This is a genomic window from Epilithonimonas xixisoli (genome assembly GCF_004365655.1).
Taxonomy (GTDB): Bacteria; Bacteroidota; Bacteroidia; order Flavobacteriales; family Weeksellaceae; genus Epilithonimonas; species Epilithonimonas xixisoli.
This window is the reverse complement of sequence record NZ_SOEO01000001.1, coordinates 894,650-917,234: the sequence shown is the minus strand read 5'-3', so window position 1 is coordinate 917,234 and position 22,585 is coordinate 894,650. Positions and strand designations below refer to the sequence as shown.

Annotated in this window: 13 protein-coding genes and 1 riboswitch; of the genes, 10 read left to right on the top strand and 3 right to left on the bottom strand. The window is 38.4% G+C overall.

Translation table 11 applies throughout. The annotated features are described in order from the left end of the window. Positions 1–12 precede the first annotated feature (12 nt). The 6 genes from B0I22_RS04225 to B0I22_RS04200 all read left to right on the top strand — a co-directional run bounded on the left by B0I22_RS04225 (position 13) and on the right by B0I22_RS04200 (position 6,250). Entirely contained in the window at positions 13–573 is a 561-nt protein-coding gene (locus B0I22_RS04225) for a helix-turn-helix domain-containing protein (RefSeq protein ID WP_133943406.1), read from the top strand. Positions 574–596: 23 nt separating this feature from the next. Beyond that, entirely contained in the window at positions 597–1,403 is an 807-nt protein-coding gene (locus B0I22_RS04220; RefSeq protein ID WP_133943405.1) for a class I SAM-dependent methyltransferase, read from the top strand. Between the two features lie 32 nt (positions 1,404–1,435). Continuing rightward, positions 1,436–2,338, top strand: coding sequence for an EamA family transporter (locus tag B0I22_RS04215; RefSeq protein ID WP_133943404.1), 903 nt, complete (start codon positions 1,436–1,438; stop codon positions 2,336–2,338). A 51-nt stretch (positions 2,339–2,389) separates the two neighbouring features. After that, positions 2,390–2,947 carry a hypothetical protein gene (locus B0I22_RS04210; RefSeq protein ID WP_133943403.1) on the top strand — a complete coding sequence of 186 codons (558 nt, stop codon included), beginning with the start codon at positions 2,390–2,392 and terminating at the stop codon, positions 2,945–2,947. Between the two features lie 129 nt (positions 2,948–3,076). Beyond that, complete coding sequence (locus B0I22_RS04205; protein ID WP_133943402.1) at positions 3,077–3,562, top strand: hypothetical protein; 486 nt, start codon at positions 3,077–3,079, stop codon at positions 3,560–3,562. Between the two features lie 147 nt (positions 3,563–3,709). Next, complete coding sequence (locus tag B0I22_RS04200; protein ID WP_133943401.1) at positions 3,710–6,250, top strand: copper-transporting P-type ATPase; 2,541 nt, start codon at positions 3,710–3,712, stop codon at positions 6,248–6,250. 174 nt (positions 6,251–6,424) lie between these two features. On the opposite strand, the gene B0I22_RS04195 is transcribed toward B0I22_RS04200, so the two are convergent. The 3 genes from B0I22_RS04195 to B0I22_RS04185 all read right to left on the bottom strand — a co-directional run bounded on the left by B0I22_RS04195 (position 6,425) and on the right by B0I22_RS04185 (position 17,992). Further along, positions 6,425–9,241, bottom strand: coding sequence for a TonB-dependent receptor plug domain-containing protein (locus tag B0I22_RS04195; protein WP_133943400.1), 2,817 nt, complete (start codon positions 9,239–9,241; stop codon positions 6,425–6,427). Between the two features lie 102 nt (positions 9,242–9,343). After that, positions 9,344–9,445, bottom strand: a riboswitch (SAM riboswitch). Between the two features lie 236 nt (positions 9,446–9,681). Next, positions 9,682–10,050 (bottom strand): hypothetical protein, encoded by a 369-nt coding sequence (locus tag B0I22_RS04190; RefSeq protein WP_133943399.1) that lies wholly within the window; start codon positions 10,048–10,050, stop codon positions 9,682–9,684. A gap of 10 nt (positions 10,051–10,060) precedes the next feature. Next, the gene (locus B0I22_RS04185; RefSeq protein ID WP_133943398.1) at positions 10,061–17,992 is read right to left on the bottom strand and encodes a BspA family leucine-rich repeat surface protein; all 7,932 of its coding nucleotides are present in this window, start codon (positions 17,990–17,992) and stop codon (positions 10,061–10,063) included. A gap of 319 nt (positions 17,993–18,311) precedes the next feature. Here B0I22_RS04185 and B0I22_RS04180 point away from each other — a divergent pair, with 319 nt between their 5' ends. The 4 genes from B0I22_RS04180 to B0I22_RS04165 all read left to right on the top strand — a co-directional run bounded on the left by B0I22_RS04180 (position 18,312) and on the right by B0I22_RS04165 (position 22,524). Further along, the gene (locus B0I22_RS04180) at positions 18,312–19,046 is read left to right on the top strand and encodes a hypothetical protein (protein ID WP_133943397.1); all 735 of its coding nucleotides are present in this window, start codon (positions 18,312–18,314) and stop codon (positions 19,044–19,046) included. A gap of 279 nt (positions 19,047–19,325) precedes the next feature. Then, positions 19,326–20,021: an SIR2 family NAD-dependent protein deacylase gene (locus B0I22_RS04175; RefSeq protein WP_133943396.1), complete on the top strand. Its 696-nt coding sequence runs from the start codon at positions 19,326–19,328 to the stop codon at positions 20,019–20,021. Further along, positions 20,021–21,532 (top strand): carbon-nitrogen hydrolase family protein, encoded by a 1,512-nt coding sequence (locus B0I22_RS04170; RefSeq protein ID WP_133943395.1) that lies wholly within the window; start codon positions 20,021–20,023, stop codon positions 21,530–21,532. Before B0I22_RS04175 ends, B0I22_RS04170 begins: the two co-directional genes overlap by 1 nt. 185 nt (positions 21,533–21,717) lie before the next feature. Then, on the top strand, positions 21,718–22,524 hold the full coding sequence (locus B0I22_RS04165) for a DUF4197 domain-containing protein (protein ID WP_133943394.1): 807 nt from the start codon (positions 21,718–21,720) through the stop codon (positions 22,522–22,524). Positions 22,525–22,585: the final 61 nt, after the last annotated feature.

Below are 22,585 nucleotides of genomic sequence, written 5' to 3'. Positions count from 1 at the left end.
TAAATTCGTGAGATGAAAATCTCTATCAAAAATATGGTTTGCAACCGTTGCGTCTCTGCGGTTGAATCGATATTTGATGAATTGAAAATCGACATTACTCAAATTTCATTGGGCGAAGTTGAAACTAAAAATCAGATTTCTAATGAACAACTTCAAACGCTCAACTCCAAACTAAAATCAATAGGATTTGAAATTCTGGAAGATTCTTCCAAAAAACAGATTGAGAAAATCAAAAACTTGATTATTCAAAAAATTGCTGAAGAAGATTTAAGTGAGGATTTTGTTTTGACAGAGTTTCTGAGTTCCGAAATCCATCGAGATTACAGTTCTATTTCCAAACTTTTTTCGCAGAATGAAAATGTGACTTTGGAGCAATATTTCATTCTGCAGAAGATTGAAAAAGTGAAAGAACTGTTGCTTTATAAAGAATTTAATTTAACTGAAATTTCTCAGAAATTAGGTTACAAAAGCGTTCAGCATCTTTCTTCTCAATTCAAGAAAATCACAGGCTTCTCTCCTACTCAGTTTTTGAATTCTAAGGAGAAAAAGAGGATTGCGCTGGATAAGGTTTGATGAAATTACATTAAAAATAAACTATGAATCCAGAAAAAAACTACATAGAAATCAACCGAGAATCTTGGAACAACCGAACAGATTCGCATCTCGAATCCGAATTTTACGACCTCGAAGGTTTCAAAAACGGAAATACGTCGCTTAACGATATTGAGCTTGATTTGTTGGGCGAAATCAAAGGGAAATCCATTCTGCATTTGCAATGTCATTTTGGTCAAGATTCCATTTCCCTGAGCCGATTGGGCGCTGAAGTTACCGGCGTAGATTTGTCCAAAAAAGCGATTGACAGCGCGAAACAATTGGCAAAAGAAACCAATACAGACACGACTTTTATTTGTTCCGACATTTACGATTTGCCCAATCATCTTGATGAAAAATTCGACATTGTTTTTACAAGTTACGGGACGATTGGTTGGTTGCCAGATTTGGACAAATGGGCAAAAGTGGTTTCCAAATTTTTGAAACCCAATGGAAAATTTGTGTTTGTTGAGTTCCATCCTGTGGTTTGGATGTTTGATGACAATTTTGAAAATATTGCTTACAGATATTTCAATTCAGGAGCAATTGTAGAAACTGAAAGCGGAACTTACGCAGACAAAACTGCCGACATTACACAAGATTATGTGATGTGGAACCACGGATTCAGCGAGGTTTTGAACAGTTTGATAACCAACGGACTTGAGATTAATTCTCTTGACGAATACGATTATTCGTCGTACAATTGTTTCAACAAAACAGTGGAAATTGCTCCGAAAAAATTCAGAATCGAACATCTTGGTGATAAGATTCCGATGGTTTATTCTGTTTTGGCGACGAAGAAAGCGTATTAAATCGGTACTTTTGCAGTATCATTCCCCACATTTTGAACAATCTAAAACATTATCTCTCCGCCATCATTGCGTTTTCGCTTTGGGGAACATTCAGTTTGGTTTTGAAACCGCTCCACGAGTACGCTTCCTTGGACATTCTGTTTTACAGAGTTTTCAGTTGCGCGTTGATAATGACTGTTATTTCATTGCTTTTCAAACGGAAAAAACTCGCCAATAATCTGGATTATTTCCAACAACTTCCTCAAAAAAGCAAACGAAATCTCATTGGTCTCAATATTCTCAGCAGTATTTTGTTGACTGCCAATTGGTTTTCATTTATTTTTGTGATGAATCACGTTAGCGTTCGCGCAACTTCTGTCGCCTATTTGGTTTGCCCGATTATCACTACGATTCTCGCCTATTTCATCTTAAAAGACAAGCTCACGAAACTACAATGGTTGTCGGTTTTTCTAAGTTTTGTTGGATGTGTTTTGCTGTCTTACGCCAATTTGATTGATATGTTTTACAGCAGTCTCATTGGTTTCACCTACGCCTCGTATCTTGTGAGCCAAAGCATCAATAAAAACTTTGATAAGTTTCTGGTTATCAACTTCCACATCCTTTTGGGCGCATTGATTTTGTTGCCATTTTTCCCATTCTATTCAAGTGGACTTATTACCGATTTCAAATTCTATTTTTACGTCGAAATCATCGCTGTGATGTACACGATTGTTCCACTTTTCCTGAATCTCTATGCACTTTCCGGCATCAGTTCGTCTAAGGTTGGAATGATTCTGAACATCAATCCGATTATTGCCTTTATCTTGGCTGGCGTTGTTTATCACGAGCCTTTGGAAAGTTTGCAGATTTTCTCTTATGCTTTGATATTTTTGGCGGTGATTGTGTTTAATGGGAAGGAGATTTTTAAATTTAACAGAGAAAAATCTTTTGAATAGCTGATTAATATTCAAAATTGTTAACTTTAAGAATTATAAAAAAACTAATCGATGGGAATTCCTTTATTAATTGCATTATTGTTTTTGATATTTTTCCTGGTGTTAATTCCAATAGTTTTCGTAATTCTTTACAAAACAGGAAATAAAAAAACGGCGTACATCATTTCATCAATTTTATTACTCATATTTCTCAGCTTGGCATTTATGAATTCTGTTGATGCTTTTGTTTTTTCAAAAAATGATGTAAAAAAAGATTTAAAATTTTTAAATATCACTCTTAATGACGATTTCAAAATAGTTGATAATAAGATTGAGGGTTTTCCTGAATATTTTCAGTTCACAAAACTTAAAATTTCCGAAGCTGACAGAAATAGAATAATTAGTCAAATTACAATTAGTGATAATTTTAAAATATATGATTCTACAGCTTTATCAGAAGCGAAACATCAACTTAGAAAAATCCCAAATAAGACATCCATAAATTTCCAAAAAAATAATATTTTTTACAGAGAATATTATGAAAAAGAACAAGGTTACGTTCCAATTGAAATATCAATTTCGCTCACAAAAAATAGTGACACCTTAGAATTACAGAGAATCGAGGATTAAATGTTCTATCAGAAATCAATATATTTTCGGATTAAATTATAATAGAAACCAAGCTATTTAGATTCATTAAAAATAACTTTGCCACTCACTCATTTTTACTTATTTTTACCTCATAATATTTAATCGAAAATGAGAAAACTAATACTCGGAGGAATCGTGGCTTTATGCGGATTTGTGACAATTAATGCGCAATGTAAAACCGTCTCCACCTTGACAGAAAATTTTGATAACTGGAAAGATATCAACAAATGTTGGTCTATCCAAAAAGGCGAAGCAATGCTCTACGCCAGCGAAAACAAAATCATCTTCTACTCGATGACAAGTCCTAAGGAAAATATGTATCTCGTAACGCCAAAAATCAAAGCCGGAAACTACAAGTTAAGCCTTGATGTGACAGATAATGGCGGAGAAACAACATTGGAAATTCTATCCATCCAAAACGCAGGAAACCCAAAAACTTTTGCAACCATCGCAAAACCGGTGAAAATTGGGAAAGACAAAAAAGTCTTCAACATCTCATTGAAAAAAGACAGCAACTTAGGTCTGAAAGTGATGCTGAATGGTGTTCATCAAGCCGTTTATTTGGATAATCTTTCTTTGAAACCGAGAAAATAAAATAGATTCTTCAATCTTAAAGTTATAAAAAATGAACCTTCAGACATTTCTGAAGGTTTTTGTTTTAATTGGATATAAAATCTTTCCATTTATTTACAACACAATCATTTTAGATTTGTTGAAATTTGTATCATTAAATTTTCAAAAATGGAAAACCACAATCATCATAATCACGACAATCTTCATCCCAATCAAAGAATTTCGCCAAGTTCCGTCTATTATTGCCCGATGGAATGCGAAGGTGAGAAACTGTATTTCAAGCAAGGCAGATGTCCGGTTTGTAATATGTTCCTCGTTCCGATAGAAGAGCGTGAAGACCAACGAAACAAACCAAAAACCTATTCCAAAACCAATCTTCCCGAGAGTTTCAAAGATAAAATCGGCGAATACTTTTGCCCAATGTTTTGCGAAAGTGACAAAACCTACGAATCAGATTCCGGTTGCCCGGTTTGTCATATGCATTTGGAGGAAATCACTGATGATTTGGTTAAAAATTCTGAGTTCAATATTCAAACTTCAAAACCCGAAACTCGAAACCCAGAACTCGAAACTCAAAATCAAGGAAAATACTATTGTCCGATGTTTTGCGAAGGCGATAAGGTTTATGATTCCAACGTCGGTTGTCCGGTTTGCGGGATGGATTTGGTGATGATTCCGATAAAAGGCGAAAAACACGAAGACAAAACCTATCAAACTTTGCAAAGAAAATTCTGGATTGCATTGGGATTTTCCGTTCCTGTTTTCATTCTTTCGATGGGCGGAATGTTTATCGATTTTCCTTTTTCTTATCAAGTTCAGGCGATTTTTGAATTGATTTTAACGATTCCAGTCCTGTTTTACGCAGGTTGGTTTGTGATGAAACGTGGTTGGATTTCATTCAAAACGTGGAATCTCAATATGTTTTCTTTGATTGCGTTGGGCGTTTCTGTCGCATTTATTTTCAGTTTAATTGCTTTAATTTTCCCTGATATTCTGCCTCACGAATTGTCTCACGATGGAAAAGTTCCGCTTTATTTTGAATCGGTTTGTGTGATTTTGACTTTGGTGATTATGGGACAAATGTTGGAAGCAAGAGCGCATCAAAAAACCGGAAAAGCCATTGAAGCTTTGATGAATCTTTCGCCGGAAACAGCGAATTTAATTATTAATGAAAATGAGACAAAAGTTCCACTTTCTGAAATTAAAATCAATGATATTCTAAGAGTAAAACCAGGTGAAAAAATCCCTGTTGACGGAAAAATTATCGAAGGAAATTCCAATGTGGATGAATCGATGATTACAGGCGAACCAATTCCTTCAGAAAAAAAATCAGGCGACAAAGTCACTTCCGGAACTATCAACGGAAACGGAACTTTTCTGATGAAAACAGAAAAAATAGGCGATGAGACCTTGCTTTCCAAAATTATCAAAATGGTGAACGACGCCAGCCGAAGCAAAGCGCCAATCCAGAAATTAGCGGATAAAGTTTCGAAGATATTTGTTCCGACCGTGATGGCGATTTCGGTTTTAACATTCGTCGCGTGGTACATTTTCGGTGGCGAAAATAAATTGACCTATGCTTTTGTAAATGCCGTCGCTGTGTTGATTGTCGCTTGTCCTTGTGCTCTCGGATTGGCAACACCAATGAGTTTGATGGTCGGAATCGGCAAAGGTGCGCAAAACGGAATTTTGATAAAAAATGCCGAAGCCTTGGAACAAATGCACAAAATCAATGTCTTAATTACTGACAAAACTGGAACTTTAACGGAAGGTAAGCCAAGTCTGGACAACATCGAAACTTTGGAAAATTCAGATAAAAATGAAGTTTTAAAACTCGCTTCATCACTCAACCAAAATTCTGAACATCCTTTGTCGAATGCTGTTTTGAATGCGCTTCGAGAGTCTCAGCGTGACAATCAGGATTTACAATTCGAGAAAGTAAAAAACTTCGAAAACATTTCTGGAAAAGGCGTGAAAGGAATCATTAATAACGAAGAAGTTTTATTAGGAAATGAATCTTTGTTGAAGCATTTCAACATCAATATTCCAGAAAATCTGAAATTAAAAATTAATGAAAAACAAAACGAAGCGAAAACCATTTCTTACTTGGCAAAAGGTGGAAAAGTTTTAGGATTTTTAAGTTTTTCTGACAACATAAAACCGACTTCAAAACAAGCGATTGAACTTCTTCAAAATCAAAACATCGAAGTGATAATGATGACGGGCGACAACGAAAACAAAGCAAAAGCAGTTTCTGAACAACTCGGAATCAAGAACTTCAAAGCCAATTGTCTTCCCGAAGATAAAATGAATGAAATCAAAAAACTACAAAACGAAGGAAAAATAGTGGCAATGACAGGCGACGGAATCAATGATGCGCCAGCTTTGGCTCAAGCTAACATCGGAATCGCAATGGGAACCGGAACTGATGTCGCGATAGAAAGCTCAGAAATAACTTTGTTGAAAGGTGATATTCTCGGTGTTGCAAAAGCCAAAATTTTAAGTGAAAAGTTATTGAGAAATATTAAAGAAAATCTGTTCTTTGCTTTTATCTACAACGTTTTGGGAATTCCTTTGGCGGCTGGACTGCTCTACCCTTTCTTCGGGATTTTGCTAAGTCCAATGATTGCCGCGGCGGCAATGAGTTTTAGCTCGGTTTCTGTGATTCTTAATTCTTTGAGATTGAATAATGCGAAGTTGGATTTATAATTATTGGTCTTCGAGAGCCTCAGACTGACAATGTTTATTAAAACTGTTATTATTCGCGATGTCTTGCTGAGGCTCTCGAAGCATTCATAATACTAAATTCCATAAACAAAAAATGACATCGAGGAAAACCCCGATGCCATTTCAAAACAAATATAAAACCTTAAAATCGTCAAATTAAAAAGAAACCGTCAGCTTGCTGAACACATATCGTCCGTTTTGTCCGAACTGAGATGTGGATCTAGAATAGATGAATTGGTCATTATTCGTAGAAGCTGTCAAGTTTTTTGTAGGATAAATATCAAACAAGTTATTAGCTCCAATCGTTAAGTTGAAATTCTTGTTGATGTCATAACCGATTGATAAGTCTGTAATAATTTTGTCAGAAATCAATTGATGTTCGTTTGGCAAAATGACACCGTCAAAGTTGGCATCCACAATGTCTGCACCATAAACTTTTCCGTAGTAAGTGTTTCTCAGATAGAAATTGAAATCATTCCACTTCAGATTATTAGACAAACTCGCTTTCACTTTTGGAACTGAATTTTCTAGATAAACTCTGGATCTCTCGCCGAAATAGGTATTTTCCAATCCTGCACTTTTCAACAGATCTGACGCGTGAATGTCGCCAACTTTTTTAGTTTCGTTTAAATTGATGGCGAAATCATTCGTAAACTTGAAACTTTCTTTTGTCAACGTATGGCTAATCACCAAATCCAAACCTTTCGTTTCTGTGTCGATGGAGTTGGCAAAAAACTGCGCCGCATTCACATTGTTTCTATCAAGTTCATTTCTTACTTCTTGCAGATTAGGATTTAGTAATATTTGGGCATCTGTCGGTCTAGCAAACTGATCTGTCAACACAATTCTGTCATCTATTCTGATGAAATAGGCATCTGTAGTAATATTCAAATTTAGAGCAGGAATTTTGTATGTGAAACCCGCACTTACAGATTTTGAAGTTTCTTGTTTCAATTTATTAATTCCCAAACCTTTTGCAACTCCAGAATCATTAGCAAAAGTTCCTACTTCTACCAAAGTTGGTGTTGTACTTCCCGGGAGTGACGTGAACAATGTGGAAGTTGTGTTATAATAAATCTGATGAATGGATGGCGCACGGAAACCAGTGGATCCTGCAAATCTGAAATTTAAGTCATTAGAAAGTTTGATTCTGGACGCTAATTTGTAATTGAAAGTCGAACCAAAATCTGAATAATCCTCAAAACGAACGGCAGCATCTACCAAAAACCAATTGGTAAAATTGAATTCCACATCTGCATATCCAGCATAAGAATTCCTGTTTCTATTCGTTTGATTCTCCGCTCTGAAGCCCGAGAAAACCTGAGAACTTCCTGCCAATGCTGCTCCAAAAAAGTCAGTTGGTTTCAAAGCATTTGGTGTTGTTGGCGTTTGCACATTTCCATTGATGTCATAAGCGGTGTATGAAGCTTCTTCGCCTGGATTGATCCTGAAATTCTCGTGACGCTGCTCTGCTCCGAAAGCGACGTTGATTCCTTGGAAAACATCAAACGATTTGCTGAAATCCAAATTGATCGTGTTCTGCAAAAACTGCAATCCACCAGCTTTGAAAGTACTTGGAGAATTGAATCTTAAACTTGTATTTCCTGTATTTTCAATAGTGTAATCGAAACTATTTTGTCCGAAAGTGTTACTTAGATCAACATTCCATCCGTTCCATTTCCCTTTAACTCCAGCAGACAATGAAACATCCTGAATCCTTGTGTGAATCTCTGGCAAATAACCGTCAATGCTGATTCCAGTGAATGTTCTCGCTTGATTTGGTCTTCTGTAAAAACCGCCTGATTGACCGTCTCTGATAGAATAGCCACCAAAAGTGTAAGCCTTCCAATCATCATTCAACGGAACTTCTACGTTTGCAAACAATTGATGGTTATTCAGTTTCGATTGTCCCACTTGCATATTGAAGTCTTTTCTGTCTTGTCCTCTGTAAGCCAATTCTTGATTGGTATAATTGGCTCCCAATAATCCTTGCAAAGCCGTAATTGTAGAAGCATTTTGAATGTTGGATTGGAAACCAGAATCAAAATAACTCACGCCTTGAGCATACTGGTGAATCAGATTCACGAAATCTTGCTCGCCCGCAGTTCCTTTCAGATTGTTGATATTATTGAAATAAGATGAAAGATTCACGCCATTTTCTGAGGCTCTTTTCTCAATCGCGTTGTAGGCATTATAAATATTTCCACTTTCGGTTCCTGCTCTTCTCGTCGGATCACGGAATTGAGAAGACCAAGTCAAGTTATAGAAACCACCTCTCTTTCCGATTTTGTTTCCGTAGTTTAAGTCCAATTGATATTGCTGACCATCGTAATTTCCAGTGTGATCCTTCGCTGCATTTGTCAGATAACCACCGTAATTCAGTTGTCCTGTCAGTTTTCCAGTGTCTCTTTTCAATTGAAGATTCATCACACCGGCAATGGCATCAGAACCGTATTGCGCAGAAGCACCATCTCTCAAAACCTCGATTCTGGAAAGAGCAAATGCTGGGATGGCATTCAAATCTGTACCGACAGTTCCTCTTCCTGGAGCGCCGTTAACATTGACTAATGCGGATGTATGTCTTCTTTTTCCATTAACCAAAATCAAAGTTTGATCTGGTCCCAAACCTCTCAACTGTGCAGGATCGGAATGGTCAGATCCGTCTGCGTTGGTTTGGATGGTTGATGTAAAAGATGGCGCAATCGTATTAAGAATTTGATTGATGTTCGTCTGTGGCAAACTTTGTTGAATGTCTTTCAAATTGAAAACATCCACAGGAACCGGGCTGTCGGCTTTGGATCGTCCACCACTTCTGGAACCTACAAGAACCACTTCTTCGATTTCTTTGTTCGCTACTGTGTCTTGTACTGGTTTTGTTTCCTGAGCTTGAGCCAGAGAAATACCTGAAAAGAATATAACGGCCGCAGAAAGCACCAATCCTTTTCTGGAATTAATAATAATTTTAGAATTCATATTTTTTAAATTTTACGTTTATAACAAAAAAAAACTTCCTTCAGATAAATCTGAAAGAAGCTATATAAGGAACGATTTAGTCCAACTAATAAAAACTTTTTCCACTTATCTTTCCTTTTTTCAAAGGCTGAATGCAACACCTTTCCTCTCGGCAGGTTGTTAAGACTTCACTGGGTCAGATCCCTCGGTCTTTCTTAATAAGTATGACAGCAACTTGTAATCACAGGGCAAAAGTAATTTGAAAAGATAATTTCAACCAAATTTATTTCCTACTAATTTGGTATGATAAATATCATATTGAATTAACTTATTAATAATCAAATCATTAAAACAAAGTATTCTAATTAGTTCAATAATTTATCAAGCAAAAAGCCCATCACATTGACAGGCTTTTGGAAAAAATAAAAGAAATGAAAGTAGTAGTTGTTTTTGTCGAGGAGTTATGCCGTTTCTCTATTTTTTGTATAAATGATGACCAAGGCAAATCCAGCAATCATTAACAAAATCAAATAATCGTCAATCGGAACTGGCTCTCCGGGCGCTCCAGGAAAAGACGCATTGGCATTGTTCTGCGTTTCTTCCGGATTCTTTACCCTTTCGTCTTTGAAATGTTCGTAGATGACAGTTGAGTTTCTGATGATTTTGTTGACGTTATCTATATCCCGTTTGATTTCCTGTTCCTTTTTCGCGCTAGAATTTTCATAAGGATTTCTGTACGGATTGTTAAACGGATTTGTTTCCAGATTCCAGTTCTGACCTAAAATCAATATGGAAAAAATACACAGAAAAATGGTACAAAGTTTTCTCATAATCTGATTGTTACTTGATGACTTTTTTGGTTACAATATCGTTTCCGTGGTAGATTTTCAACACATAACCACCATTCACAAGAGATTGGTGAGAGATTCTCAATGCTTTGGAATTCCCCAAAACCTCATCCAGAAATCTTCCACTCATATCAAAAATCTGAATCTTTTTGACAGTCTGACTGCTGGTGACTACAAACTCAGTTTTGTCTTTGTAAACTGTAAGCTGTTGACTTGCGGTGGAATTGGCATCCAAATAATTATCCGGTTTGTAAACAATCTCGAAACGGTGATCCTCTACGCCTTTAACTGCTTGGAAACTGTAATCATTCTCAGAAATGTTGATGACTTTGTTCAGAAGTTTGTCTCGCAAATAGATGGTCTGTTGCACATCGAAAATTCCGTTTTTGTCGCCTAATGAGATTTGGTAGATTCCAGTTTGTGCATATTTCATCCCCAATGGAACTTTATCATCCTGATTCAAAGGATATTTCCTTCCCTGGATTTGAAGTTTATAATCATCCAATTTGCTGTAGATGGCATCATCGCCAATCGTCATTACCTCAGCATCATAATCGCCATCGTAAGCATCCACCGAACCATTGATATAACCAACGAGAATCGTATTTGTAAACTGCTCCGGTGAAATGAGTTGCAACCAGAAACGGTCTTTGTCTGACGAACTATTTTTAGCATTGTAGAAAACGCCCGTTTCAGAAGTTCTAATGCTGTTGTTAAAATCCAATTGGTGTGTGACAGTCGGTGATGTAGTGGTTGCAAGATCTCTTACTTGAACTATGAAACCTTGTCCTACTTTGATAAACTGCGTTGGCGTAAGTCCACTGTTTGGCTGCGTCGTGGTTGGTGGTGTTCCTCCGGTTAATGTCAGAGTTGCATAGTTATTTCCACTATAGCCAGAACCAGACTGATTGAGTCTTGGAGCGACATTGGTCCAAAACCATACTTTTCCGAAGATCTTACTGCTGTTGGTATTGAGATTGAAGAATTTATCAAAGTCAATATTCGAAGGATATGGGTTTCCAATCAGGTTGTAGCCGTGCTCGTACTCTATATTATTGAGAATTGTATTTTTAGATTTCTGAACCGTTGCAGGATAAACTCCATTATTCGCATTCCCATTGAAGAGATAACTAGTTGCTGATAGAATGTTTTCATCAAAACCATCTTTTCCACGGATTGCATAGCCTTTGCCTGGAACAAAATGTGAATCTGTGGTTGCAGCGAAATAATCATTAGGTTCATTGTACCTGTAAATCCTATTGTTTGGCGTTCCGACTGAGAAACCATCATTTATCGCAACATCATTCAATAATTTTTGATTGCTGACTGGCGTTCCCCAATAGGTGTAATCCATCTTCCGCATACTGGCAGATCTTTTAACATTGATTTTATGATTGCTATTTACTGCATTATCATTAGTCTGAATCAAGTTGGCATCACTCTCCAAAACAATATTATTGTCTACCGATTGCGTGATGTTACCATAAACCTTTACCGTGCTGTTTGGTTGGATATTAAGGACTCCATTGAGGACTTTCAGATTCTTTGAAGTGAAGTTGTTGGCAATATTGTAATTGTTATTAATACAAGCGCCCAAGCTTTGTGTAGGTCCTGTTGTATTGCTCCAAGAAGTGCCGTCCCAATTGATGTAAGTATCAGAGTTTTGATATTCGTAAGCGCCCATATCGATAGTGCACTCAGAAAGTCGGTTGTTGCCTGATAGGTCTTTGTCTAAATTCAGATTTTCTCCACTAGCAGAGTATAAAACATTATTTGCTTTGTCTATCGCCGGACTTGTAGGCTTTAGGGTATAATCTTGAATTAAATAATTAGTAAATACATCATTCTCAAATAAACCCCTAGCATCAATATTACCAATACCGGCAGGATATAGATCTTTTATCAGAGAATAGGTAGCGATGTTAGCCCCAAATATTGAATCCCAGATAATACTATTTTGTATAACCGACGTACTTGAACTAGTATAAAAGGCATTTACTCCATTATTAGCAATGGTCGTATTAATCAGTTTTGAAGAAGATAAAGAATTGCTATATAAGCCACCTCCATAATTATCTCCAATATTTTCATGGATAAAACAATTAACTATTGATGCTGAAGTATTTCCGTACAAGGAAATTGCTCCTCCGTAAGACCATGCTCTGTTATTGGTAAAATTACAATTTTTAATAACTGGTAAAGAAAAACCATTAATTACGATACCTCCACCCCACATAGCACTGTTATTAGTAAAGCTACAGTTATTAATAGTTGGAGATGAATTACTAATATACATGGCAGCTCCGGACTGGTTATTTGCACCTAAAACACCAGAATTAGAAGAATCTGCATAACCATCCTTTACTACAAAGCCATTTAATTCCGCATTACCAACATTACCTGAACTCAATAATACATGGTAAGTATTATCTGTAGCAACGTTCGCTGTTCCTATATCGGCGCTCAATATACTTCCGTTGCTTCCAAAGATTCTATTATCGTTTAACGTACTAATCCCATTAGCTGGATCAAAACCACCATATAACTGTACATTCTTTACCAATACAAAAGCATTGTCTCTACGGCCATCCGTTTTATACTGCCCATCTGCAGCGTTATACAATGGTTTGTACGTTCCTAAGGCTACAAAGACTTTTAGTGGTGTTGCATCATAAATGGTATTGTTCGCATCATACTGTGTTCTGGCGCATCTCATCACATCTGCTAGCTCTGGTGCGGCATTTGCCCAGGACGAGCCACTTTTGTTTCCGCCTATTACATTTTTATCCACATAGGAGATAGCTCCAAAATGATTGACCGTGACGCGCACTTTTACTCGGTTGGTGGTGTAGGAAGGACTGAGACGATACAACCTTCCTGTACCAGCCTCAGTAACCAAAATACTCCCATTGGATTCTAAGGCCAAATTATTCTCTCCACTCACAAAACTATATAGAGTCTCTATGTTACTACCATCGGGGTTCATTCTACGCAGTTTTCCATCAATTTGAGTAAAGACAATTCTGCCTAGTAGATCAATTTTAAGATCAAAAGGGTTACTAATTCCAGTTCCTATACTACTAATCCCACTACCATCACTATTCATTTTTTTGATGGCATTATTCCTATAATCTGCAACCCAGATATTAGCATCTCTATCTTCTGCCACAGAAGCTGGATAATTAAATCCTGAAGCCAATACTGTCGTGTTACTACCATCAGCATTCATTCTTTTGATCGTATGATTCCAAGCGTCTGCCACTAGTAATTTACCATTAGCTTGCTCCACAGCACGGAAAGCGTGATCAAATCCAGCCCCAAGAGCAACAGGATTATCACCATTGACATTTGTGCGCAATATTCGGCTAGTTCCCCAATCGCCTACCAGTAATCGCCCATCCTTTTGAATATTAATACCAATCGGATTACTAAATCCTGACTTGGTAGCAAGTACATTCCCGTTGGCGTCCAACTGCTGAATAGTATTACCTCCCCTATTTGCTACCCAAATCTTGCTGTCATTGGCAACTGCAACACCGTATGGATTATTTAATCCACTAGCAATTGGTATTGGTGAACCAGAACTCCGCATCTCCACATAGTAGTCCCCAGTCGCCAATGCCGTATTGTTTGCCAAAGCTGTTCCGCCAGAGGATACACTATACCAGCTAACGGTATTACCAGGCAATGGTGTGGTCACCAAATTAGCAACAGTAGTAGCACCACAAAAGGACTGAGCATCATCACTGATGCGTTTGGCAAGAACCTCTGTTCTAGCGCTTTCTACATTGTTTACTGCTTGGCTCACGTAGTATTTGGTATTATCTGTCAAAGCGGTTGTAGAGGCTAAAGCCGTTCCGCCCGTAAGTGCCGCATACCATTTTAAATTATCTCCTGTAGCCGTTAGGTTAGCGATAGTTCCATTGCCTGTATAGATTTGTATTGCCGCAGCTGTAGGCTCTGGTACTGTAACTACCGTATATTCGTATGCCCCCATATCTATAGTTGTACTGTTCAAACGAGAGTTGCCCGCCAAGTCCTTGTCTGTGCTTAGGGTACCACCATTAGCATTGTAGAGCGTATTGCTTCCTTTATCTATCACTAGGCTCGTAGATTGTAATCTGTAATCTCCTGCAGAAGCATTGGCGAACAAAGGATTGGTTGAACCATTTATATTGCCATTAGTTGTAATACTAAGGCCTTGTATTAATGAGTTTTGAATGTCATTACCCGTAGTATTATTAATCCCAGAAGAGTTACCGTAGATAATTGTGTTGTAAATCTTAGGCTGAGGAGAGTCCCAATTATAAATAGCTCCTGCGTTAGGTGAATTGTTACCAGTTATTGTACAACTCATAAAAATAGGTTGGGAAGTATTTCCACTATTAATAATTGCTCCCCCACCCCAAGATGAACCAGTAATTAAATTATTAACAAAAAGAGAATTGATAACTTTTGAAGATGATGGATAAAGTGCCATTGCTCCCCCTACATTAATAGCACTATTCTCTTTAAATATACAGTTTTGAATAGTCGGATTAGAAGTATTCATCAAAATACCTCCCCCAATAGGAAGATAAGAATCATAACCATTTACTTTAAAATTAGGAGCTTCATAAATATTTGCATTCCCTGCTTTGATGACAAACCCATTTAATTCTGCAACCCCTACACCCCCAAAACTACCAACCACGTGCATAGCATTCTCCGCATTACCAGTAATCGCCAATGTAGCACCAGTACCCGTCACCACATCATCATTATTATAGTCACCACTTAGGATAGTTGCGTTAGCCGTATTACCAAGATTACGCTCTGCCAAGGTTGCTTCTGTACCTGCAAAGCCACCGTAAAGTTTTACATTGCTCACCATCAGGAAGCTGTTGTTTCTATCGGTGATATTAGGCCCAGCAAAAGTATCTGGGCGGTACATTGGTTTATAAGTACCTTTGGCTACCCATATCTGTAATAGTGTGGTAGCAAAATTAGCCTTGTTGGTATTAGCCCACTTCAGTGCATCCGCCAGTTCTTTGATGGCGTTTGCCCAACTGTTTCCAGAGCCGTCTCCGCCTACTACTGCAGTGTTCACGTAGAGGATGTTATTGGCATCGGGCGTTACGGGAACTGTACCACAAGCAGTAACCCCAGCCGTATCACCAGATATAGTCCAGCCCTTTCCACCAGAGCCTGTTGCTGTGGTAAGCATAGTTCTGGCCGCCACTGCATTAGTCCCATACGTGAAGCCAAATGCGTACAAACTTCTATTGTTTGGTGTAGCAGGGTTAGCCGCCCAACCCATCAGTGTAGATGAGTAGTTGTTACAGTCTAACCCAGAATTACCAAGCATATTCCCTAAACTAACCCCACTGTTTAATGTCCAAGCTCCCAAGTTTTGATTAAAAGACAATGCACCAGAGAACATTCCATTCATATTCATCACCTTAGAGACATCCCAATTCCCGATATTATGATTAAAAGCCGATGCTGACAGAAACATATAACCCATATTCGTCACCTTAGACACATCCCAACTTCCGATAGGCTGATTAAAAGCTGATGCAACATTGAACATATAAGACATATTTGTCACCTTAGAAACATCCCAACTTCCAATAGGCTGATTAAAAGCTATAGCAGCCTCGAACATCGCAGACATACTCGTCACATTAGCAACATTCCAATTCCCGATATGCTGATTAAAAGCTGATGTACCACTGAACATACCTACCATATTCGTCACCTTAGAAACATCCCAACTTCCGATAGGCTGATTAAAAGAATTTGCTAATGCGAACATTTGAGACATATTTGTCACCTTAGAAACATCCCAATTCCCGATATTCTGATTAAAAGATTGTACATAGAGAAACATATTTTCCATATTTGTCACATTTCCAACATTCCAGCTGTTGATGTTTGCTGGACCATTGAGACTAATACAATTCGCAAACATCTGATACATATTCGTTACCCCAATCAGGTTAGGGACATCGGTAGCTGTGATGTTGAGATTGCTACAGCCATAGAAAGCACTCTGCATACTGCTCCAAGCCACTGTTCCCCATTGCTTGACATCCGTCAGGCGTAGGTGGTCTGTTCCATTATTAAAAATTCTTCTAAAGTTCTTCGGTTCTATGCTCAGCTCTATGGTTTTACCAGCTGGCAAACCTATAATAATAGCATTAGTAGTACCATTGGCTATAATTCCGGTACCATTGGTAGTGTTATCTGTCGCACGCCAACTGTAGTTCACAGCACCCGCAACTTGCACCCCAAAACTAAACGAGGTAGTCCCGTTCCCAGCCCAAGTGGTGATGAAGTAATCTGTAGCGGCAAGAGGTGCACAAATCTCAGTTCCTGCTGTATCACCAGATATCGTCCACCCTTTGCCAGTCACTAGCGTAGTTCTGGCCGCCACGGCATTAGTCCCATAGATTCTGCCGTCTGCTCCCAGACTTCTACCCGATGGTGTTGCAGGATTAGCTGCCCAGCCCATCAGTGCAGATGAGTAGTTGATACAGTCTAGCCCAGAATTACTAAGCATACTTCCTAAATTAACCCCACTGTTCAATGTCCAAGCTCCCAACTTTTGATTAAAAGATGATGCACTATAGAACATACTTTGCATAGTCGTCACCTTAGACACGTCCCAACTTCCGATATTATGATTAAAAGAATTTGCAAATGCGAACATACCCTGCATAGTCGTCACCTTAGAAACATCCCAACTTCCGATAGGCTGATTAAAAGCTGATGCATCATAGAACATAGCATACATACTCGTCACATTAGCAACATTCCAATTCCCTATATTCTCATTAAAAGATGATGCACTATAGAACATACTATACATACTCGTCACATTTCCAACATTCCAATTCCCGATATTCTTATTAAAAGATGATGCAGACTGAAACATACTAGCCATACTAGTCACCTTAGATACATCCCAACTATCAATATTCTGATTAAAAGATGATGCAGACTGAAACATATTAGCCATACTAGTCACCTTAGATACATCCCAACTTCCGATAGGCTGATTAAAAGATGATGCACCTGTGAACATTTCCAACATATTTGTCACATTTCCAACATCCCAATTTCCAATAGGCTGATTAAAAGATGATGCACTATTGAACATAGCTTGCATATTCGTCACATTTCCGACATTCCAATTTCCGATAGGCTGATTAAAAGATGATGGCCCATAGAACATACCTTGCATATTTGTCACATTTCCAACATTCCAATTTCCGATATTCTGATTAAAAGAATTTGCTAATGCGAACATTCGAGACATATTTGTCACATTTCCAACATTCCAGCTGTTGATATTTGCTGGACCATTGAGATTACTACAATCCTCAAACATCTGAGACATATCCGTTACCCCACTCAGGTTAGGTACATCCGTTGCCTTGATGTTGAGATTGCTACATCCATAGAAAGCATTCTGCATACTGCTCCAAGCCACCGTACCCCATTGCTTCACATCCATCAGACGTTGCCTATCTACATAATTTGTATATGTTGAACTATTGTAAGTAAAAAATCTTCTCAAGTTAGCTGGCTCTATGCTCAGCTCTATCGTTTTACCTGCTGGCAAACCGGTGATTGTAGCATCGGTGGCACCATTGTTTATTGTTCCGTTACCATCCATAGAGTTATCCGTAGCACGCCAGCTATAGTTCACAGCACCCGCAACCTGTACCCCAAAACTAAGCGAGGTAGTCCCGCTCCCAGTCTTGCTCAAGTCCCAAGTGGTGACAAAAGGCACATCTGCAGTAGGTTTTTTAGAATCGTTTTTTCTACGGCATGGGACTTCCCAAAAGAAAGGTAAGGCAATAGCAGGGTCATCAATAGAAATAAATAGAGTTTTTTCATCTTTACAGGAGTTTATAAATAGTAATCCAGCAAACAAAGAAATCAGATAAGATCACAAACTCCAAAAAACAGGGGTGGACAAAGGGTGGACAAATAATTTTACAAATAAGAACCTATGATTCACAATACTTTACAATTTTTACAATTCTAATAATCAACAAAAAACGCCCTCTCTTTTCTTGTTGATTTATACTTTCACAGCTTGGGTTTCATAGGAACAGACTCTATAGTAAGTCCATAGTTGAGCTATTGATAGACTATAAAAAATATAGTTTTGTATTGTTTTTATATTTTATTTTTAATTAATTTTATACGAACAAAGGACGGCAATAGCCTTCTTAAAAAACACAAATAAGATGGGAAAAATCAATCCAAAAGGACAGTTGAGCGGCAGTGTTGGCCGTTTGGTATTTGTAAATCTGGGAAACACGACGGTGGTACGGAGCAAACCAAACCGAATAAAACAAACCATTGCCACAGAAAAGTCAGCCAATTGTTTTGGAAAAATCAGCAATCTAGACAAGCTCTACCGCCAGAACCTCCTGCGCCTGCTCCCGATAGTTACAGACAAGAAGTACGCCTACCGCCACCGCACTCATTTTAACAGGATGGCAGTTAGAGATATAGACCCCAACACTCCTAATACCAGTATCCAATGGAGCTTGCCCCAGATGATGACGGGCTTCGAGTTCAATGAAGAGGCAGAGTGGCGATCTTTGTGCCGTTTCTTCCCTAGCTATAGCTTGGATACAGATCTTCGTCTTAGTATCGGTATGCAAGAGCTGATCTTCAAGAGAGATTTTCGCCCGGTAGAAAAGTCGGACAGCATCACTTTATCATTCTATGTACTGGCTGTAGATATACAGCAGGACTCCCATCCTTCTGTAGAGATTTGTGCCGATTTTACAATGGAGATCTCGCCTCTTATAAATCTCCCAGAAACAGTTTGGACAACAGATCCACTGCCTGCCAACAAGCTTCTTTTTGTCATAGGTCTCTGCAAAATGGATTTTGAAGAACCAGATAAAAACAACAGAAAAGAAACCACAGCCTCTTGCTATCTGTGGGCAGACCTCTCTCACCCAAAATAACCCAATGATTATTTGCTGGATGTAATGGGCAAAAAAGACAGATCTACTGGGAATGTCTTGAGCTGATTTAGCATTGTTCTAGGGTTACTATCTGGAAAAAGCATCTTTTCCCCGAAAAAGACAGGATGAAATCTGCAATAAAAGCCTATGAAGACTTTGGGAATGGACAAATTTCAGAATGAGAAAGTTAATAAAAACATAAGACATTTTATTTTAAATTCATATTCTATAATACTTCAATTCCTTCAAAATCTTTAACTTTGAGAAAAGTAGAAAACGATGAAAAAGAAATTAGTCATCTTATCTGGCGCAGGCATCTCTGCAGAAAGTGGCATCAAAACCTTCCGCGATTACAATGGACTTTGGGAAAATCACCGGATTGAAGATGTCGCTTCGCCCGAAGGTTTTGCCAGAAATCCACAGTTGGTTTTGGATTTTTACAACGCCAGAAGACGACAATTGACCGAAGTAGAACCCAATACGGCGCACATATTGCTTGCAGAATTGGAGGCTTTTTTTGATGTCCATATCATCACGCAGAATGTGGATGACTTGCACGAGCGAGGTGGTTCGACCAAAATCATTCATCTCCACGGTGAACTGACCAAGGCAAAATCAATCAAAGAAAACAGCACAATTGTTGATTATGTTGATGACATCAAGATTGGAGATTTGCATCCGGATGGTTCGCAACTCCGCCCGCACATTGTCTGGTTTGGCGAGATGGTTCCAGAGATGGACAAAGCGATTGAAATTGCTTCACAAGCTGATCTGTTTTTGGTCATCGGAACATCGATGCAGGTTTATCCAGCGGCTTCTGTCCTAAGATATATTCCGAGTCATTGCGAAGTTTTCGTCATCGATCCAAACCTTGAGAATCCAAATTCATTTACCCGAAATGAGAATTATTTCAAAGCCTCGGCCACGGAAGGAATGAAGAAATTAAAACAAATATTAATAGAAAAGTATCAATAATGCAGGTAGAAATCAGAAAACTAAACATCGATGATTATGATGAATTGGCAGAAGCTATGCAAAAAGCTTATCCGGTAATAGATGACAATGTCTGGAGCAAAAGGAATATTCAAAAACTGACTTCCATTTTTGCAGAAGGACAGATTTGTATCCTTGTCGATGGAAAATTAGCAGCGGCGGCATTGTCCATCAATGTTAATTATGAGCTTTACGGCGATCAACATACCTACGACGAAATCACAGGAAATGGCACTTTCAACACGCACAGCAATATCGGAAATGTACTTTATGGCATCGAAGTTTTCGTGGATCCAGAATTCAGAGCTTTGAGACTTGGAAGAAGATTGTACGACGCGAGAAAAGAACTTTGCGAAATAATGAATCTAAAATCCATCATCGTTGGTGGCAGAATTCCAAATTATCACTTGTATAGCTCAGAACTATCACCTAGAGAATATATTACAAAAGTTAGAAATAAGGAGATTTATGATCCTGTTTTAAGTTTTCAAATCGGGAATAATTTTTCCCCAGTCAAAATCTTGAAAGGTTATTTGAAAGGCGATTCCGAATCCGAGGAATATGCCGTTCTTTTGCAATGGAATAATATCTATTACACGGCAAAGAAAAATACAATGCAGGACAGTGTTGTACGTCTTGGCTTGGTTCAATGGCAAATGCGACCGCTGAAAGACATTGAAGATTTCTACAAACAAGTCGAGTTTTTTGTAGATGCAGTTGCCGGCTATCAATCAGATTTCTGCTTGTTTCCGGAGTTCTTCAACACACCTCTACTCGCGCCCTTCAATCATCTCAACGAAAGAGAATCGATGGAAAAATTGGCTGAACTCACAGAAGAAATAAAAGAAAAAATCTCGGAAATGGCCATCAGCTACAACGTGAACATCATCTCCGGAAGTATGCCGATTTTGGAAGAAGGTCAACTGTTCAACGTGAGTTATCTGCTTCACCGTGACGGAAAAATTGATGAATACAGAAAAATTCACATCACGCCAAACGAAAAGAAATACTACGGAATGACGGGCGGAAACGAGATCAAAGTTTTCGATACAGATTGTGGAAAAATCGGTGTGATCATTTGCTACGATGTAGAGTTTCCAGAATTGCCGAGATTGTTGGCAGACCAAGGAATGAGGATTCTATTCGTCCCTTATCTCACAGATACTCAGAACGCTTACACGCGCGTTCGCCATTGTGCCGCCGCAAGAGCCATCGAGAACGAATGTTATGTCGCAATTGCAGGTTGCGTCGGGAATTTGCCTGGTGTGAACAATATGGATATTCAATATGGTCAGGCGACGGTTTTCACGCCTTCGGATTTTGCATTTCCGTCCAATGCCATCAAGGGTGAAGCAACGGCAAACACAGAGATGACCATCATTGTAGATGTGGATTTGAACTTGTTAAAAGAGCTTCATTACAACGGTTCCGTGAAAACATTGACCGACAGAAGACAGGATTTGTACGATGTGATACTGAGAAATCAGAATTAAAATTTGGGCAGCTATTTCCGCCTTCCGTTCCCGCTTTTTTTGCCAAGGCTTTTCCCAATGCAAAAAAGAGCTCCACTCAAGTCGGGCTGCGGGATTCTGCAAAAACAACATTTGCAAAATTAGTTTGAGAGCATATTTAACAACGCTTCAAATTAATCATCTAAATTTGTATAAAATTATAAATAATGAAAAAAACGATTTTCTTAGCTTCTGCTTTATTATTTTCAATCTCTGCACAGGCACAGTTTGGTGATCTTTTAAAAGTGGTTAAAGATAAAACAGGCGTAGATCTTACTCAACCGAAAGCACAAACTCCAGCAACTTCTACAACTCCAGTTCCTACAACAACGACTAATTCCAATTCAAATATCAATCTTGGCAACCTAACTTCTACCCAAATTTCATCAGGCCTCAAAGAAGCTTTGAATCTTGGCGTAAAAGAAGGCGTGCAAAAATTGGGTGTGACTGATGGTTTCCTAAAAAACGAAGCAGTCAAAATATTGATGCCAGAAAAACTGAGAAAAATTGATACTACACTTCGAAGTTTCGGATTGGGAAGTTTGGCAGATCAGGGCGTTAAACTGCTCAACAGAGCGGCAGAAGACGCCGTAACAGAAGCAACTCCGATTTTTACGAAAGCCATTACATCAATGACCATCAATGATGCAAAAAATATTCTTTTGGGAAGTAACAACGCGGCGACCAATTATCTTCAGACCAAAACTCAGACGCAACTTTTCACGGCTTTTCAGCCAAAAGTGCAAGCGTCTTTAAGTAAAGTCGGCGCAGATACGGTTTGGAAAAACATCATTTCAAAATACAACACATTCACAGGACAAGCAGTTACTACAGACCTAAACGAATATGTCACTACTGAAACCATCAACGGTGTTTTCAAAATGGTAGCCGAGAAAGAAACCGGAATTAGAAATAACTCAGTAATGAGAACAACTTCTATTCTTCAGAAGGTTTTTGGAGCGGTTAAGAAGTAATTTTAGAATTTAGACAAAACTAAAATGTCGTCTCGTTATTATCACGGGGCGACATTTTAAT